This window comes from Bacilliculturomica massiliensis (assembly GCF_900605495.1).
Classification (GTDB): domain Bacteria; phylum Bacillota; class Clostridia; order Peptostreptococcales; family Anaerovoracaceae; genus Bacilliculturomica; species Bacilliculturomica massiliensis.
On record NZ_LR027600.1, the window covers coordinates 293,949 to 310,842 of the forward strand.

Consider the following 16,894-nt stretch of genomic DNA (forward strand, 5'->3'; position numbering starts at 1 on the left):
TTACGGCCGGCTTTTCAAAGGCGAAGGGTATGGAAGAGAAAACAGGTACGATCACAGAGATCATTTATTATAATAAGGAAAACGCCTACACCATAGCCGTCGTGGAGACAGAGGAGGAACAGTTCACGGCGGTGGGATATCTTCCCGGCGCGGAGAAGGACAGGACCTTTCTGTTTCGCGGCGCATGGAAGACCCATCCCACTTACGGAGAGCAGTTTGCTTTTTCCGCCTATGAAGAGCAGATGCCCACCACGGATCAGGGGATCGAGAGTTTTCTGTCTTCGGGCCTTTTGAAAGGCATCGGAAAAAAGACGGCGGCGGCTATTGTGAAGCATTTCGGCCCGGATACCTTCCGGATCATCGAGGAAGAGCCCGGACGTCTGACGGAGGTATCCGGGATCGGCGAAGCGAAGGCCAGAGCAGTGGCGGAGGCCTTTCAGTCTCATCGTGAGTTTGCGCAGATCACGCTGTACCTGCAGCAGTACGGGATATCCGCCAATTACGCCATGAAGCTGTACAAGGTCTACGGGCCGGACACCATCGCGGCGGTGGAGGAAAACCCCTATCAGCTGGTGGACGACGTGTTCGGCATCGGGTTTCGAAAGGCCGACAAGATCGCGGAGCGCATGGGAGTCTCGAAGGATTCGGAATTCCGAATGAAAAGCGGCGTGCTGTACGGACTCTGGACCTACGTCAACGAAGGGCATACCTTTGTGCCGCAGAAGCAGTTCTGCGAGCAGATGGGTCAGTTTCTGGAGGTGGGAGCGGAGGAAGTCTACGAGACCACGGTGGAGATGGCCTTTGAGGGGGCGATCCGGGTGGAAAATCTGGAAGGGCGGGCTGTGGTTTATCTGGAACCCTACTGGAAGGCTGAGCAGAATGTCTGCGGGAAGCTCATCGAGCTGAATCAGGCCACGCTGCCCTACGTCAGCACGGACGTTGATAAACTCATCGAGGCGACAGAGCGCGAGAGCGGGATCTTTCTGTCTGAGAATCAGAAGCATGCGGTGATCTCCTGTCTGCAGAACGGGGTGTCTGTCATCACCGGCGGTCCGGGAACGGGAAAGACCACGATTATCAATACGATCATCCATATCTTCAGCCAGAGCGGGCTGACCACAGCCATCGCCGCGCCTACGGGCAGGGCGGCCAAGCGGATCACGGAGACTTCGGGATATCCGGCGTCGACCATTCACCGGCTTCTGGAATATTATTACTCGGAGGGCGAGGACTCCATGCGTTTCGGCAAAAACGCCGAGGACCCGCTGGATTATCAGGTCATCATCATCGACGAAGCGTCCATGATCGACATTTTGCTGATGAACGGCCTGCTGGCCGCCGTCCGGCCGGGGACCCGGCTGATCATCGTGGGGGATGCGGATCAGCTGCCGTCCGTGGGCGCCGGAAATGTGCTGCGGGATATTCTGGACAGCGAGATCATCCACTCCGTATGCCTGACGGAGATCTTCCGCCAGGCCGGAGAGAGTCTCATCGTGGTCAACGCCCACAAGATAAACCGGGGCGAATATCCTGATATGAACCAGAAGGACAAGGATTTCTTTCTGGTGCGAAGGAGCTCTGAGAAAGACATGCTGGCCGCGATCAAAGATCTTTGCGTCAGGCGGCTGCCCGGTTATTACACGGACTGCGACGCCGTGAAGGACATGCAGGTGATGACGCCGGTGCGGAAGGGGATCCTGGGCAGCATCAGTCTCAACAGGGAACTGCAGGCTGTGCTGAATCCGCCGGGACCGGAAAAACGGGAGAAGAAATTTGGGGACCGGATCTTCCGCGAGGGCGATAAAGTCATGCAGATCCGCAATAACTACGAGCTGGAGTGGAAGCGTCTGGACGATTTCAGCGAAGGCCGGGGCATGTTCAACGGCGACGTGGGCTTTGTGGAGGTGGTGGACCCGGAGTACGGGGAAATGACCGTGCTTTTTGACGACGGAAAATATGTGCATTACGAGTTTTCTCAGCTGGAGGAGCTGGAACTGGCCTACGCGGTGACGGTTCACAAGAGCCAGGGAAGCGAATTCCCCATCGTCATTATGCCCATCAGCTGGTTTCCGCCCATGCTGGCTACCAGGAATCTTCTGTACACCGCGGTGACCCGGGCGAAGAAGGCTGTGGTGCTGGTGGGACAGGAAAACAGGATCTGTGCCATGATCGACAACAACCGGATCGTGGAGCGGTATTCCGGGCTGCGACCGCGGCTTTCCGCGTTTCTGGATCCAGATTCCCTCAGCGCAGCCTGGCCGGACGGACCGGAGTTTTTTTCCGGCGGACCAGAGCCGGGGGATCAGGCAGTTCAGATGTCATTTTCAGAACAGGACGGGGGCGGGGAAGAACTATGGTAACTACAGGCCGGCGAATGGTGCTGGGAGCTCTTCTGGACGGAGCGCTGGAGCTTTTGTATCCGGCGGGGATCTACTGCGCCTGCTGCGGGGACGCCATCGATCCGGATATGCCCTACAGTCTGTGCGGCAGATGCGTGCGGGAGATATGCTGGATGAAAGAAGAGCTGGCCGCCGGCGAAGCCTGCGGCGGTCTGTCCGGTCTGTCCGGCCGCCCGGCGGATCTCCGATCGCTGCGCAGGGCCTTTTCCTGCGCCCGCTACGAGAGCAGGACCAGGTCTGTTCTGAAAAAATTCAAATACGGCCGGCAGCCGGGGCTGGCCAGAGCGCTGGGCCGGCTGATGCTGGAACGCATAGAGGGACAGGATCTAACGCCGGATCTGGTGGTGCCGGTACCCATGTACCTGCCCAAGGAGCGGGCGCGGGGGTACAATCAGGCGGAACTTCTGGGGAGGGAGATCGCGGCGGGACTGGGAGTCCCCTGTCTTTCCGGAGCGCTGGTGAGGAGCCGGAAGACAGGGGCCATGAGCGCGCTTTCCGCTGATGAGCGGCGGATGAATCTGCGGGGCGCCTTCGAGACGCGGGAAAGACTGCGGGGCGGCGGCAGTTCCTCTCTGTCCGGGAAACAGATCCTTCTGGTAGACGATATCGTGACCACCGGAACGACGGCGGACGAATGTGCCCGGGCGCTGCTGGCGGCGGGCGCTGCGGCGGTAGACCTGCTGGTATTCGCCTCGGGGGGAGCGGGAGACGGCGGAAATTAAATAGAGATACGTCCGAAAGGGCGGAAGGTGAAGCGGTCCGGGTCTGTGGTTGAAAGTCCATGCCAGCTACGGGCAAAGGGACCCACGTAAACTGGACCGCAAGGCGGCAGTGATCATGGCGTAGCTTAGATGTAAGTCCTGGGGTAAAATACCCCGTCAAGGCGAGTGTGGGGGCAAAGACCAGGTCAGCCGGACCGTTTCACCTTCCGTCTTTTTTTGTGAAAGCGGGCGGAGGGCAGATTTTGTTTCCTTTGTGAGAGTGAGCCCCAGGGCGAATAAGGCTCCGGAGGGAACTTTTTTTTATTGTGGAGATAACTGCAGATCTGCAGATACCCGACGGCGGGAGCAGGCCGGTGCAAAAAAGATATCCACAAGTTATCCACAACCCGAAAAACCGGCAGATCCAGCCTTTGAGGGGGGCCGGGAAATAGAAACGCCCTGTGGGAAATAAATAAAAAGAAGCAAAGAAACGTTGAAAAACGTGGGATTTGGCGGAGACGGGCGGGAACGGATGGGTAATTATTCATTTTGGGCGCTCAGGAGATCTATCCACAAAGCGAAGGCTTGTATTTTCAATTATGCACAGAGTTATCCACAGAGTTCACACCCATATTTCCACAGGATAAACAAGCCCGAAGATCCTGAAAAATCGTACTTTCTTTTTGATGGCTGCGGCGATTTCTGTCGAAAAAGGTGCATGAACAGTGAATAAAAATATTTCATCAATATGGCATTGAAAAAAAGAGGAAAGCCATACTAAATGTTGAATAAGGTATTATCCGAAACAGTAAGGGGGTACAAGTTATGAAAGTCATAATTTCATGCAAGAACTACAATGCAAGTGACAGACTAAAGGACACGATCGAGAAGAAGTTTGAGAAGCTGGGCAAGTATTTTTCAAGAGACATCGTAGCAAATGTGACTCTGACGGCGGAAAAGGGGGAACAATACAGGTTGGAGGCAACGCTCAACGCAGTGGGCACGATCTTCCGGGCGGAAGAGAGAAACTCGGATCCGTACACCTGTCTGGACAAGGTAGTGGATAAGCTGGCGTCCCAGATGTCCAAGTTTAAGACAAAGCTGCTGCGCAAGCATAAGGAAACGAAGCAGGAGGAAGTATTCGCCTTCGCTGAGATTCCGGATTATGAAGAACCTGAGGAAGAGATCAAGGTAGTCAGAACGAAGAAGTTCGAGCTGATCCCCATGTCCGTGGACGAGGCCATCATGCAGATGGAACTGGTGGAGCACAACTTTTTCGTATTTCTCAACATGGAAACTGACAGCGTAAGCGTCGTTTACAAGAGAAACGATGGAAATTACGGTCTTCTGGATACAAAATATTGAGAACTCATTCATTGAGCCGCCGGCAGAGATCTGCCGGCGGCTCTTTTTTTCCGGGTGATTGAAAGAAAATAAAGAGATAAAGTCCCGTGCGAAAATATTGAACGAAATTTTTGCGTATAAATAAGGAAATTACTAAAGTTTTTAGTTGAATAATCCTGTGCGATTGACTATACTAAAATAGTATAATCTTATGTAAAGTGGGGTGAAAGGCCTGTGAGTGATCCTTTCGCAAATATAATGAGCGGGTTTGGTATTGCTGACGTCATCGATGTGTTGATCGTCGCATTTGTCGTATATAAAATCATCGGCTTCATTCGGGAGACCAGAGCGGAGCAGCTGGCTAAGGGCCTTATTATCCTCATCGTGGCGAAGTTCCTGGCTGAGGGCATGAACTTTTATACGCTGAACTGGATCCTGGATAATGCCATGCAGGTGGGTCTGGTGGCCATCGTGGTGGTGTTTCAGCCGGAACTGCGCCGCGGACTGGAGTACATCGGGCGCAGCAAGCTGATCACAAAACAGTTCGCGCAGATGAACAAGGAAAAGGTCAAAGAGGTCACGTCCATTCTGGTCAAGACCGTGGATTACTTTTCATCCACAAGGACCGGGGCGCTGATCATCATCGAGCGGGAGACGACGCTGAACGATATCGCAGAGACGGGAACAGAGCTGAACGCGGAGATATCCACGGAGCTTCTGGGAAATATTTTTTACGAGGGAGCGCCGCTGCACGACGGGGCGGCCATCATCCGCGGCGAGAAGATCTTTGCCGCGGGCTGCGTGCTTCCGCTGACACAGAATAAGAATTTGAGCAAGGAACTGGGGACCCGGCATCGGGCGGGTATCGGCATCACGGAAAACTCCGACGCCGTTTCGCTGATCGTCTCCGAGGAGACCGGCATTATCTCCATCGCCATCGACGGAAAGCTTTCCCGCTTCCTGGATCTGAAGACGGTGGAAAAGACCCTGCTGAACCTGTATCTGAGTCAGTCAGACACGGAGAAGAAAAAGCCCATGGATTTCATAGGCTGGCTGAGGAGGGAGGAGCGGAATGAAAAGCAGCACGACAAATAAAATTCTCGCTCTGATCATCGCCGTCCTGCTGTGGGCGTATGTCATGGCTGTGGAAAAACCGCTCATGACGCAGGTGTTCGAGGATATACCCATCCAGATCGAAAACGAGGCGGTGCTGCGGGCGTCGGATCTGGCCATAGCGGAGACATCGGAGCTGACCACCTCCGTAGTGCTGGAAGGTCAGCGAAGCGATCTGAAAAAACTCACGGCGGAGGACATTTCCGCGTCGATCAACGTGGTGGGCTACGGACAGGGCCGGAATCTCGTCCAGGTGAACGTGACCGTGCCTGATAAAGTATCGGTGGAAGAGATCAAAACGCCGCAGGTGCAGGTCACCATCGAACAGTTGATCGCTAGAAATAAGCCGGTGGTAGTGAATGTCATGAATTTGGAGGCGGGAACGGAGGAAGGCGCCGTGGAAGTAGCGCCTCAGGAGATCGAGGTCTCCGGGGCCAAATCCAGGGTGAATTCCGTGTCTTCCGTACAGGTGACGCTGGACGCGTCCCAGCTTTCAGAAAAGGGGACTACAGTCCAGCTGGGAGCCACCGCTGTGGACAGCGAGGGCATGCCCGTGGAAAACGTGTCGCTCTCGATCGACGAAGTGGATGTGACGGCGAAGCTGTTCCGCACAAAGGAAGTGGATCTTGAGGTAAAGGTCTCCGGTCAGCCAGGAAACGGCATGGAGCTGGCCTCCAGACAGATACCGGAGAAGATCACCATAAAAGGCGCGAAGTCCGTGCTGAAGGACATCAGCTCCATTGAAGCGAAGCCGGTGGATATTTCGGGGATCACAGACAATACAGCGGTGATGCTGGAGCCCATCCTGCCGGAAGGAGTGGAGGTTGCCCGGAGCTCGGCGGATCTGTCCGCGACCTTCAATCTGCGGGATATCATGCGGAAAGAGTTCACCTATTCCAGCAATGAGATCATCATCGAGTCGCTCAGCTCTGAGTATACGCTTTCCATAGAGACGCCCACGATCCGGGTCCTGGTCAGCGGTCCGCAGAGCATAATGGATACTCTTACGAAGTCGGATCTGGTTCCCACGCTGCACGCGGAGGGAGTGGATATCTCCACGGCGTCGCTGCCTGTGAGCATCAGTTATGACAAACGGCTGAACTCCGTATCTGTGCAGCCTGCATCCGTGAACGTGGTGGTGGAGAAGTCCGCTATCGTCACAGATCCGGGGCAGAACAGCGGCGGCAATGGAAATACCGGCGGCAGCGGCACGCAGGATGAAGACCCGGGAACGGGAAGCGATAATAATGAGAGCGCGGGCGGGGAGTAACCTCGCCCGCTCTTTCGGCAGTACGGTGGGATCGATTCCGGACAGTGAACGATAATATCAATTTGGAGGTATGAGGAGATGGGAAGACTTTTCGGGACAGACGGCGTGCGCGGAGTGGCAAACTCGGAGCTGACGCCGGAATTGGCCTTTAATCTGGGAAAAGCGGGGGCTTACGTCCTCAGCAAGGACGTAGAACGGCCCGTGGTGCTGATCGGAAAGGACACGAGAATTTCCGGCGACATGCTGGAGGACGCCATCAGCGCGGGGATCCTGGCCATGGGCGGAAATGTCATCAAGATCGGGGTGCTTCCGACGCCGGCGGTGGCCTATCTGGTGCGCTACTACCACGCGGACGCCGGCATCGTCATCTCCGCGTCCCACAACCCATTTGAATATAACGGCATCAAGTTTTTTAACGGGGAGGGCTTTAAGCTGGACGACGATATTGAGGATGAGATCGAGGATATCATTCTGAGAAATATCGATGTAAACAGCCACATTACCGGCGACCGGCTGGGCCGCTGCCTGGAAGCGGAGGAAAACGCTCTTACGCTTTACGCGGAATTTCTGAAACAGACCATCGATATCAATCTGGCGGGCATGAAGATCGCCATCGACTGCGCCAACGGCGCGTCCTACAAGGTGGCGGAAAAAGTATTCCGGGAGCTGGGCGCGCAGGTGATCGCCATGGGCAACGAGCCCAACGGGATCAATATCAACGACCAGTGCGGCTCCACTCACCCGGAAAAGCTGCAGGCCGCGGTGAGGGCCAATAAGGCGCACATCGGACTGGCCTTTGACGGCGACGCGGACCGGCTGATCGGCGTGGATGAAAACGGCCAGGTCATCGATGGGGACCGCACGATCTACATCTGTATGAAAATGCTGAAGGAGAGCGGTCAGCTGACCGGCAACCTGGTAACGGCCACCGTCATGAGCAATCTAGGCTTCCACAAAGCGGTGGAGTCGCTGGGCTGCAAAGTGGAGGTCACCCAGGTGGGCGACCGCTATGTGCTGGAAAGCATGCTGAAGACCGGCTGCGTGATCGGCGGCGAACAGTCCGGCCATATCATTTTCCTGAATCACACGACTACAGGGGACGGTATTCTCTCTGCTCTGCAGCTGCTGAAAGCGGTGAAACTATCCGGCAGGACGCCCTCTGAGCTGGCCTCGGAAGTGACCATCTATCCCCAGGTCCTGGTCAACGCGTCCATAAAAAATGAAAATAAGAAAAAATATATGAATCATCCCCAGATCAAAGAAGAGATCGAAAGACTGGAGAAGGTCATGGAAGGAGAGGGCCGCGTGCTCATCCGTCCATCTGGAACGGAGCCGTTGGTCCGCGTTATGCTGGAAGGAAAAGACACCGGCTCGATCACGAAGCTGGCGGAGGATCTGGCGGCGCTGATCACAAAGAATCTGGGATAAAGGCCGTCTATAGAAAAGGCTGCGCGTCAACGTTAACGTTGACGGCGCAGCCTTTTTGCATGCCCTCATCTGGTTTCATACAGGGCTTTTACTGCCGCGATGAATTTTTTCGTCGCGGCGGTCGGCTCGTCGGTGTAGATCAGGTAGGGCATGGTGCAGTCTGTTTCCAGCGCGGTTTTCTTTAGCGTATGTTTTGGGCCCATTTTTATCTGTTGAACGTCACCTTATACGCTCCCAGGATTTCTTCCCTTTCGATTTTCATCGCCTCCATGAACGGATCGGTCCATGTAAAGCGGCAGTCGCAGTATTCCTTACATGCATTGATCGGTTCTGACGCCACAAAGACATATTCGCCGCCGTCTGAATAGAAACAGCCGTCGTTATCATTTTCGGCGGGACACCCGCCTGCAAGGCCCACTCCCGTATATTCGATTTCAAGGAAGTCTGTTTGAAAGGCCGTGGTGTGTCCCTTTACCGCAGTCTCGCTGCCTGGGGTCTTTTCTCCCACATGCTGATCCAGAATTTGATAAGTGATCTTTGTCCCGGGAGTTTCCCACGTTTTAAGATTCAGCCAGCCCCGTTTTCCCCTGGCGGCTACAGGGGTATTGAATTCAATGCGCACGCGGCTTTCCGCCGGTCCGTCTGAAATGATCTCCACGTTGATTCTCAGGACGGGCCTCAGAGATTCAAAATCGCCGGGAAGCAGTGCTCTGATCTTTTCGTGATCCGCCCGGTAAGCCATGACAAATTGATTGACGCCCATGATCTCCTCCTTATGTTCTGTTTGTCTATGCCTGATTTGTCTTAAGTTTGAAAGGAGCGGTCTCCCGCTCCTTTGAGTTGATCGGACTATGTGAGGCGGTCCTGCCGTTTTCGTTATTCCACCGTTACGCTCTTTGCCAGGTTTTTCGGCTTGTCGATATCGCAGCCTCTCAGTTTGGCGATGTAGTAAGCCAGGATCTGCAGAGGGACGATGGAGAGCAGCGGGGTGATCTCATCAGCGCACTCAGGGATGTAGATCACCTGGCTGGCCTGTTTTTCGATCTCGGTGTTGTTCTTCTTGGCAAGCCCCACCACGTATGCGCCTCGCGCTTTGACCTCCTGAATGTTGGAGAGCATCTTTTCAAAGAGAAAATTCTGAGTGGCAAGGGCGATCACCAGAGTATCCTGTTCGATGAGCGCGATCGTGCCGTGCTTCAGTTCGCCTGCGGCGATGGCGAAGGAGTTGATATAGGAGATCTCTTTCAGCTTCAGAGAACCTTCATAGGAGACGCTGCTGTCCAGTCCCCTGCCGATAAAGAAGACCTGTTCCCGCCTGTAGAGCGTTTTTGCCATCTCCAGTATGCTTTTCTCGTTGTCAAGAATGGTCTGCAGCTTATCGGGCACAGCCAGAAGTTCGTCGAGGATACGGTGATAGGAGAGATCGTCCAGAACGCCCTTTTCCTTTCCCATATAGAGGGCGAGGAGGTACATGCAGGCCAGCTGCGTGGTATAGGCTTTCGTGGAAGCCACGGCGATCTCCGGACCGGCCCAGGTGTAAAACACATCGTCGGATTCCCGCGCCACGGAGCTTCCCACCACGTTCACTACGGAGAGGATGCGGGCGCCTTTGCGCTTGGCCTCCCGCAGTGCGGCCAGGGTATCCAGCGTTTCTCCCGATTGGCTGATGGCGATAAAGAGGGTCTTGCCGTCCACAAAAGGATCCCGATAACGGAATTCCGAGGCGATATCCACCTCGACAGGAATGTGCGCCAGCTTTTCTATGATGTACTTTCCCACGAGACCCGCGTGATAAGCAGTGCCGCAGGCCACGATGTAGACTTTGTTGAACTGCTCGATCTCCTCTTTGGTCATGGAGATGCCGTCCAGCTTTATATTGCGTTCGTCGTCCAGACGCCGGGTCAGTGTCTCGCGAATGCCTTTGGGCTGTTCGTGGATCTCTTTGATCATAAAGTGATCATAACCTTCTTTTTCCGCCGCGTCAGCGTCCCAGGTGACATTGAAGACTTCCCGCTTCACTTCCTGACGCGCTGCATTGTACAGCTTCACGTCATTTTTCGTGAGAACGACCGTCTCGTTGTTTTCGATGAGGTAGATCTGACGGACGTGTTTCAGAAGAGCGGGGATATCGGACGCAATAAAGTTGCAGCCGTCGCCAAGACCGACGACCAGCGGACTGTCTTTGCGGACCGCCACCATTTTGTCCGGCTCGTGAGCGCAGATAACGCCAATAGCATAGGCGCCGCGCATTTTTTCCATCGCTTTGTAGACCGCGTCGGTGAGATCGCCCTCATAAAAAACACTGATGAGATGGGCGATGACTTCCGTGTCCGTCTCGGAGCGGAAAACAACGCCGTGCTCTTTTGCCAGCCATTCGCGCAGCTCCACATAGTTTTCGATGATGCCGTTGTGGATCACGGCGATGGATCCGTCCATATTAGTGTGCGGGTGAGCGTTCAGGTCAGACGGGGCGCCGTGGGTGGCCCATCTGGTGTGTCCGATCCCCAGGTGCGAATCCATCGCCTCGCCGGCAATGTATTCTTCAAGATTGGAGATCCGTCCCTTTTTCTTGCGAACCATCAGCTTGCCGTCGCGGCAAAGGGCGATGCCGGATGAGTCGTACCCTCTGTATTCCAGTTTTTTAAGTCCATCGATGATAATGTCCTTGGCGTTTCCGTCACCGATGTATCCTACGATTCCACACATGATATAATCCTCCCAATATTTTTTGCCTGCACGTTTCCAGCGCAGGACAGAATTTTTCAAAAGCCATACGAACCCTTTGTGACCGCGGTCGCCCGCAGTTTTTGCTGTTCGTCTGAGGATTCCCCATTGAACCCCGGAGGCATCCGCCGAATCTTTCGATCGTCCCCCGTCCTCGTCAACTCCCTGCCGTTTCGCAGGGAGTCCCGGCGCTTTTTCTCCCGTATCCAGGTCGTACTGGACGCGCAGCCCTGTGATGATCCCTCCTTTTCGGGCTGTTCTATATAATTATATAGATAACGGCTGAAAAATGCTAGCTTTATCTATTTGAATGCGATATGCTTTTACTGGAAGGGATCTGCCGCGGGCAGGTCCGGCAATCTACGCAAAGATACGGAGGAGAGAAATATGTACAGTTTTATCTGCGATTACAGCGAGGGAGCGCATCCCAGGATCATGAAGGCGATGACCGACGCCTGCTATGAACAAAATGATACATATAATTATGACGCTCACTGTCTTCACGCGGCGGAGATGGTAAAGGAGATGATCGGTAGAAGCGATGTAGACGTCTATTTTATGCCCGGGGGGACGCCTACCAATACCATCGCTATCGCGGCCGCTCTGCGGCCTTTTGAGGCGGTGATCTCACCGAATACGGGACATATCGAGGTACATGAGACGGGGGCTATCGAGTCCACGGGGCATAAGATCCTCATGGTGGAATCTCCGGATGGGAAGCTTTCACCTGCGCTGATCCAGAAGGTGCTGGACGGTTTTGAAGATGAGCATACTGTCAGGAGGAAAATGGTATTTCTGACCCATCCAACGGAGAGCGGCACCGTTTACACCAAAGCGGAACTGCAGGCGGTCCGCAGGATCTGCGATGAAAACGACATGTATTTATATATTGACGGCGCGCGTCTGGGAGCGGCCATGGTCGCTGAGGGAAACGATGTGACCATGAAGGATCTGCCGGAGCTGGCCGATGCTTTCTACATCGGCGGCACGAAAAACGGAGCGCTGTTTGCGGAAGCGCTGGTGCTGGTCAACGATAAGATCAAGCCGGATTTTCGGTTCATGATCAAACAGAGGGGGGCGCTTACGGCAAAGAGCAGCGCCATCGGCATTCAGTTTGAAGAGCTGCTGAAAGACGGCCTGTATTTTGATCTGGCAAAGCACGCCGTGGATATGGCGCAGAAACTGGCGGCGGGCATCGCTGCACAGGGATATGGATTCCTTTCGGAGTCGCCTACCAATCAGATCTTCCCTATTTTCCCCAAAGAGCTGATCGCAAAGCTGGAGAAAGAGTATTCCTTCTATGTGTGGGCGCCTGTGGATGAAAGATCGGCGGCCATCCGCCTTGTGTGCTCCTGGGCCACTCCGGAGGAAGAAGTGAACAAATTCCTGGATAATCTGAAACGGCTGGCAGCGGTATAGAATGGACGATAAAAGGAGGACGACTGATGTCGTCCTCCTTTTGTGTGGCTTGATCTTTCATCTACTCCATTAATTTAGCTGCCAGTTCCGCGTCCATCTTTCGCTGTTCCAGAATATTTTGGTATTCCGCCTCTGTCATCTTTTCCATGGAGATGCCGGTGAAACCATAGAAAATAGAGATCAGCGGGTTCAGCCAATTCAGGAAAGCATAGGGCGCGTAGTGCAGCGTGCCGATACCCAGGAATTTGCTCATGGAAGCGCCGCAGGTGTTCCAGGGAACCAGCGCGGACGTGATCGTGCCCGAATCCTCCAGGCATCTGGATAGATTCTTGGCCTTGAGCCGCCGGTCTTCAAAGGCTTCTTTGTACATTCTTCCTGGAAGAATGATGGCCAGATATTGGTCAGAGGCAATGAGGTTTACCAGGAAACAGGAAACGATAGTGACCGTCACCAGAGTGCCGGTGCTCTTTGCCACTTTCAGCAGAGATTCGGCCAGAGAGGCCAGCATGCCGGTACAGTCCATAATACCGGCGAATGTCATAGCGCAGAGGATCAGATTCACCGTCTGCAGCATCGAATTCATACCGCCGCCGCCCAGCAGGTCGGCTGCTGTGTAATTCTGGCTGAGAACCGCCGTGCTGGCGGTTTCATAACCGTAGTGCATGGTGTAGAACCACATGTTTGGCGGAATGTGCTGAAAGACAGCCATGCAGATGAGACCGATGAGTACGCCTCCAAAGAGACCGGGCAGAGCCGGCACCCTGAGGGCCACGATGACCACCAGCAGGATCGGGGCGATCAGCAAAATGGGGCTGATATGGAACTCCGCCATGATCTCGTCGGAGAGGATGCTGGCCGACCCGAGATCCACTTCGCCGCTGCCCTTGCCCAATCCTAAAATACCGTACAGGATGAGTGCGATGAGCATGGACGGCGTTACCGTCCAGATCATATGTTTGATGTGGTCGAACAAATTGGAGCCTGCAATGGCGGGGGCCAGATTCGTTGTGTCGGACAGGGGGGACATTTTGTCTCCAAAATAGGACCCGGATACCACGGCGCCCGCCGCGATGGCCGGATCGATGTTCAGGCCGACGGCGATGCTGATCATGGCCACGCCCACGGTGCCCGCTACGGACCAGGAGCTCCCTATGGCCAGAGCCACGATCGTGCAGAGCACGCAGGCCGTGACAAGGAAGATCTCCGGCGATATGATCTTCAGTCCGTAATAGATCATTGACGGAATAATGCCGGCTGCTTTCCAGACCCCGGTCAGAATTCCCACCGTCAGTAAGATCAGGCATGACTGCATGGAGCGGGAAATGCTCTGAATGACGCCCTGTTCCAGAAAAGACCATCTCCAGCCGTTGGCAACAGCTACGGCCGCCGCCGCGATAGCAGAGATGATCAGGGGAATATGCAGCTGACTGTATTCGGTAAAGATGATCGAGTAGACCAGCAGGGCGATGGTAATGCCTATGATGATCACGGTCTGCCACATGGGAATTTTTTTACCCATAGTAATGTCTCCTTGGTTCATTTTCAGATTGATGGGAATAAAGGATTTGTCTTCAATTATATAAGATGCACGGCTCTGTGTCGATAAGTGATTTTTGGCCGGGATAAAAAAACGCCTCTCAGATGTATCTCATACTCTGAGAGGCGTTCGTCCGCTTAGACAGCCATCGCTGCCAAGCTGTTTATTCTACAGAAGTTCAGCGCTATATTTCCTCTTTCTCTTTTCCGTACATCTTTCTGAGAACCACCAGTACGCCCAGCATCAGCAGGATGGCGATGGGGAGCACGATGAATGCGTTCTGTACGAAACCGGCGATGATATAGCTTACAAAGGATACCGCCGCCGCGGTGATCGCGTAGGGCAGCTGCGTATTCACATGGTTGATATGGTTACATTGTGCGCCGGCCGAGGCCATGATCGTCGTATCAGAGATCGGCGAGCAGTGGTCTCCGCAGACTGCGCCAGCCATACATGCGGAGATGGAGATGATCATCAGCTGATCGTTCTGGCCCGCGAATACGGCAACTACGATGGGGATCAGAATTCCGAAGGTGCCCCAGGAGGTTCCTGTTGCAAAAGCAAGGAAGCAGCCTACCAGGAAGATGATAGCGGGCAGGAAGTTGACCAGATTCCGCGCACTGCTTTCCATCAGTCCGGCGACGAATTCTGCAGCGCCCAGACTGTCGGTCATGGACTTCAGCGTCCAGGCGAAGGTCAGGATCAGGATAGCCGGAACCATGGCCTTGAAGCCGTCGGGAACGCAGGACATACAGTCGGTAAAACTCAGCACTCTTCTTGCCACGAAGAAGATGACGGCAAAGATCAGTGCGAAGAGACTGCCGGTGGACAGACCGATGGAGGCGTCGCTGCTGGAGAACGATTCAACAAAGCTAGTTCCGGAGAAGAAACCGCCGGAATACATGATGCCTGCGGCACAGCACAGGATCAGCACTACCACGGGCAGCACCAGATCGATGACTTTGCCGTTGCTTTCCACGATCTCTTTTTCCGCATCTGCATAGGGACGGTCCGGAGTGGTGTAGAGATCGCCGTTCAGAGCGTTGTCCTCGTGCTTTCTCATGGGTCCGAAATCAACCTGCAGCAGCGCAAGTCCGAGCATCATGATGATGGTCAGAATGGCGTAATAGTTAAAAGGAATCGCCTTGATAAAGACGGCGAAGCCGTCCTCGTCTCCCGGTACGAACCCGGCTACGGCCGCCGCCCACGATGAGATCGGGGCGATGATGCACACGGGCGCCGCCGTGGCGTCGATCAGATACGCCAGCTTTGAGCGGGAAATGTGATGCTTGTCTGTGACGGGACGCATGACGCTTCCTACGGTCAGACAGTTGAAATAGTCGTCGATGAAGATCAGAACACCCAGACACACGGTGGCAAGCTGAGCGCCGATCCTCGATTTGATATGGGTGTCGGCCCAGTCGCCGAAGGCCGCGGAACCGCCCGCTTTGTTCATCAGGCAGACCATGATGCCCAGAATGACCAGGAACACCAGAATGCCGACATTGTAGCTGTCAGAGAGCGATCCGATGATTCCGTCCTGAAGCACGTGGTTGAAGGTCCCCTCAAATGTGAACCCGGACCAGAACACTCCGCCGATGACGATTCCAAGGAACAGAGAACTGTAGACTTCTTTTGTGATCAGGGCCAAAACGATGGCGACCACGGGAGGAATCAGGGACCAGAAGCTTGCGTACATAGATGGAACGTATTCTTCTTCAGCCGCGAAAGCCAACAGAGGGCAGCTGATGATCATCAGTATAACAGGTACGATCGTTCCTGCCATACGACGCTGCATATTCTTCATGATGTTTCTCCTCTCTTAGAAAAGATAAAAATATAGTTAAAGGCATTTACATTTGGTCAGAGTAGGCGGTCGGTAGCCAAAATGCGGCCGGCTGGAGCTGCTCCGACGGCGAGGCCGGGTATCCGCGGTCTCCCGGGATATGGCGGCCAGAAAAATAACAATAAGAAATAAGTAAAATTACGTTCAGAAAAATAAAAGGTCATAATAAGTTCGTTCCACAGTAGATATGCTCAGGATCCTCAGGATGAGAACCTCCCTGAGTCCGTTTCTTATGTAGCATATTCTTTCATCGATACACCTCCCTTTTCTGTCAAAATCAAGACAAAATATATCGTCACATGCATTATATCAAGTAATTTGGCAGAATTCAACGTGAAAAAATGAATTGTGCGTATATTCGGGATTTTATACCGTTTTTTGAAGCGGGAATGGCGCCGGGGCTGTTAATTGCTCGTTTCGTTCTGAGAATGGAAACGGGGCGGATCGATCGCGTTTTGCCCGGCAGGAAGACAGACATGGATCCGGCGTCGACCAATTGGATGGGGAAAAGAACCTTTCTTCGAATAACGGGCAGCGGTATAAATGGGGTATTAATAAGGAAGCGTAAGATTTGCTTCTTTCGTTTCAGGACTTGCTCCTGCGCCTGCTGCAGTTGAAGGCCGGTTTCAGTTTGACAATGATTGGCCATTCTTTGATCCTGAAAGTTAATAAAAGTGCTTGACATTCCTGCTGGAGTTTGCTATTCTAATCAAGCTGTTTGTGAACAGACAACGGCAGGAACGCCGGAATGACGGTCAACGATTGGATCGCGAAAAAAAGTGAGAAAAAGGGTTGACATGAAAAACGTAATCTGGTATTCTAATATAGCTGTCCCCGAGAGGGGTTGGCAAATACGATCGGGGTCAAGTTTAAAACTTAAAAAAAGTTAAAAAGAGCTTGACAAAGGAAACGACCGGTTGTATAATAAAAAAGCTCTGTAAAACAGAGCGGCGAGCTGTAAGGTTGAACGATCTGCAAGCGAGCACATGAACCTTGATAACTCCATAGTGTAGAAATTGAGTCAAAGAGAACATTAAGTTGTTCTCAACTGGAGAACCGGCTTCGGCCGGCAGACTTCAGGAAAGATTCAAGTACAAACAATCAACACCATGA

General features: G+C 53.7%; 12 protein-coding genes. 7 read left to right on the plus strand and 5 right to left on the minus strand.

Features of this window, described 5'->3' with window-relative positions; genetic code table 11:
- Positions 1 to 29: 29 nt before the first annotated feature.
- The 6 genes from recD2 (at position 30) to glmM (ending at position 8,255) form a co-directional block, all read left to right on the plus strand.
- A complete protein-coding gene (recD2, locus tag E0E37_RS04975; RefSeq protein ID WP_130861878.1) occupies positions 30 to 2,360 on the plus strand; it encodes an SF1B family DNA helicase RecD2 in 2,331 nt (776 codons plus the stop codon).
- Positions 2,354 to 3,121: a ComF family protein gene (locus E0E37_RS04980; protein ID WP_130861879.1), complete on the plus strand. Its 768-nt coding sequence runs from the start codon at positions 2,354 to 2,356 to the stop codon at positions 3,119 to 3,121. The genes recD2 and E0E37_RS04980 overlap by 7 nt, the downstream gene beginning before the upstream one ends.
- 804 nt (positions 3,122 to 3,925) lie before the next feature.
- Positions 3,926 to 4,465 carry a ribosome hibernation-promoting factor, HPF/YfiA family gene (gene hpf, locus E0E37_RS04985; RefSeq protein ID WP_130861880.1) on the plus strand — a complete coding sequence of 180 codons (540 nt, stop codon included), beginning with the start codon at positions 3,926 to 3,928 and terminating at the stop codon, positions 4,463 to 4,465.
- Positions 4,466 to 4,678: 213 nt separating this feature from the next.
- The gene (gene cdaA, locus E0E37_RS04990) at positions 4,679 to 5,539 is read left to right on the plus strand and encodes a diadenylate cyclase CdaA (protein ID WP_246019635.1); all 861 of its coding nucleotides are present in this window, start codon (positions 4,679 to 4,681) and stop codon (positions 5,537 to 5,539) included.
- Positions 5,517 to 6,827 (plus strand): CdaR family protein, encoded by a 1,311-nt coding sequence (locus E0E37_RS04995; protein ID WP_130861881.1) that lies wholly within the window; start codon positions 5,517 to 5,519, stop codon positions 6,825 to 6,827. Before cdaA ends, E0E37_RS04995 begins: the two co-directional genes overlap by 23 nt.
- 78 nt (positions 6,828 to 6,905) lie before the next feature.
- On the plus strand, positions 6,906 to 8,255 hold the full coding sequence (gene glmM / locus E0E37_RS05000; RefSeq protein WP_130861882.1) for a phosphoglucosamine mutase: 1,350 nt from the start codon (positions 6,906 to 6,908) through the stop codon (positions 8,253 to 8,255).
- 65 nt (positions 8,256 to 8,320) lie between these two features.
- On the opposite strand, the gene E0E37_RS18520 is transcribed toward glmM, so the two are convergent.
- From E0E37_RS18520 to glmS, 3 genes are all read right to left on the minus strand, one after another.
- Entirely contained in the window at positions 8,321 to 8,458 is a 138-nt protein-coding gene (locus E0E37_RS18520) for a hypothetical protein (protein ID WP_165445213.1), read from the minus strand.
- 2 nt (positions 8,459 to 8,460) lie between these two features.
- The gene (locus E0E37_RS05005; protein ID WP_130861883.1) at positions 8,461 to 9,018 is read right to left on the minus strand and encodes a hypothetical protein; all 558 of its coding nucleotides are present in this window, start codon (positions 9,016 to 9,018) and stop codon (positions 8,461 to 8,463) included.
- Between the two features lie 113 nt (positions 9,019 to 9,131).
- Positions 9,132 to 10,961, minus strand: coding sequence for a glutamine--fructose-6-phosphate transaminase (isomerizing) (gene glmS / locus E0E37_RS05010; RefSeq protein ID WP_130861884.1), 1,830 nt, complete (start codon positions 10,959 to 10,961; stop codon positions 9,132 to 9,134).
- A gap of 405 nt (positions 10,962 to 11,366) precedes the next feature.
- Here glmS and E0E37_RS05015 point away from each other — a divergent pair, with 405 nt between their 5' ends.
- A complete protein-coding gene (locus E0E37_RS05015) occupies positions 11,367 to 12,398 on the plus strand; it encodes a threonine aldolase family protein (protein WP_130861885.1) in 1,032 nt (343 codons plus the stop codon).
- A gap of 61 nt (positions 12,399 to 12,459) precedes the next feature.
- Here the strand turns inward: E0E37_RS05015 and nhaC are convergent, their stop codons facing one another.
- Positions 12,460 to 13,917: a Na+/H+ antiporter NhaC gene (gene nhaC, locus E0E37_RS05020; protein ID WP_130861886.1), complete on the minus strand. Its 1,458-nt coding sequence runs from the start codon at positions 13,915 to 13,917 to the stop codon at positions 12,460 to 12,462.
- Between the two features lie 202 nt (positions 13,918 to 14,119).
- Positions 14,120 to 15,742, minus strand: a complete 1,623-nt coding sequence (locus E0E37_RS05025) for a Na+/H+ antiporter NhaC family protein (protein ID WP_130861887.1) — start codon at positions 15,740 to 15,742, stop codon at positions 14,120 to 14,122.
- Positions 15,743 to 16,894 lie beyond the last annotated feature (1,152 nt).

What these genes read in the sequence shown, in the direction of transcription:
- recD2 (WP_130861878.1), top strand. Translation starts at nt 30, where the DNA reads ATGGAAGAGAAAACAGGTACGATCACAGAGATCATTTATTATAATAAG.
- E0E37_RS04980 (WP_130861879.1), top strand. Translation starts at nt 2,354, where the DNA reads ATGGTAACTACAGGCCGGCGAATGGTGCTGGGAGCTCTTCTGGACGGA.
- hpf (WP_130861880.1), top strand. Translation starts at nt 3,926, where the DNA reads ATGAAAGTCATAATTTCATGCAAGAACTACAATGCAAGTGACAGACTA.
- E0E37_RS04995 (WP_130861881.1), top strand. Translation starts at nt 5,517, where the DNA reads ATGAAAAGCAGCACGACAAATAAAATTCTCGCTCTGATCATCGCCGTC.
- glmM (WP_130861882.1), top strand. Translation starts at nt 6,906, where the DNA reads ATGGGAAGACTTTTCGGGACAGACGGCGTGCGCGGAGTGGCAAACTCG.
- E0E37_RS18520 (WP_165445213.1), bottom strand. Translation starts at nt 8,458, where the DNA reads ATGGGCCCAAAACATACGCTAAAGAAAACCGCGCTGGAAACAGACTGC.
- E0E37_RS05005 (WP_130861883.1), bottom strand. Translation starts at nt 9,018, where the DNA reads ATGGGCGTCAATCAATTTGTCATGGCTTACCGGGCGGATCACGAAAAG.
- glmS (WP_130861884.1), bottom strand. Translation starts at nt 10,961, where the DNA reads ATGTGTGGAATCGTAGGATACATCGGTGACGGAAACGCCAAGGACATT.
- E0E37_RS05015 (WP_130861885.1), top strand. Translation starts at nt 11,367, where the DNA reads ATGTACAGTTTTATCTGCGATTACAGCGAGGGAGCGCATCCCAGGATC.
- nhaC (WP_130861886.1), bottom strand. Translation starts at nt 13,917, where the DNA reads ATGGGTAAAAAAATTCCCATGTGGCAGACCGTGATCATCATAGGCATT.
- E0E37_RS05025 (WP_130861887.1), bottom strand. Translation starts at nt 15,742, where the DNA reads ATGAAGAATATGCAGCGTCGTATGGCAGGAACGATCGTACCTGTTATA.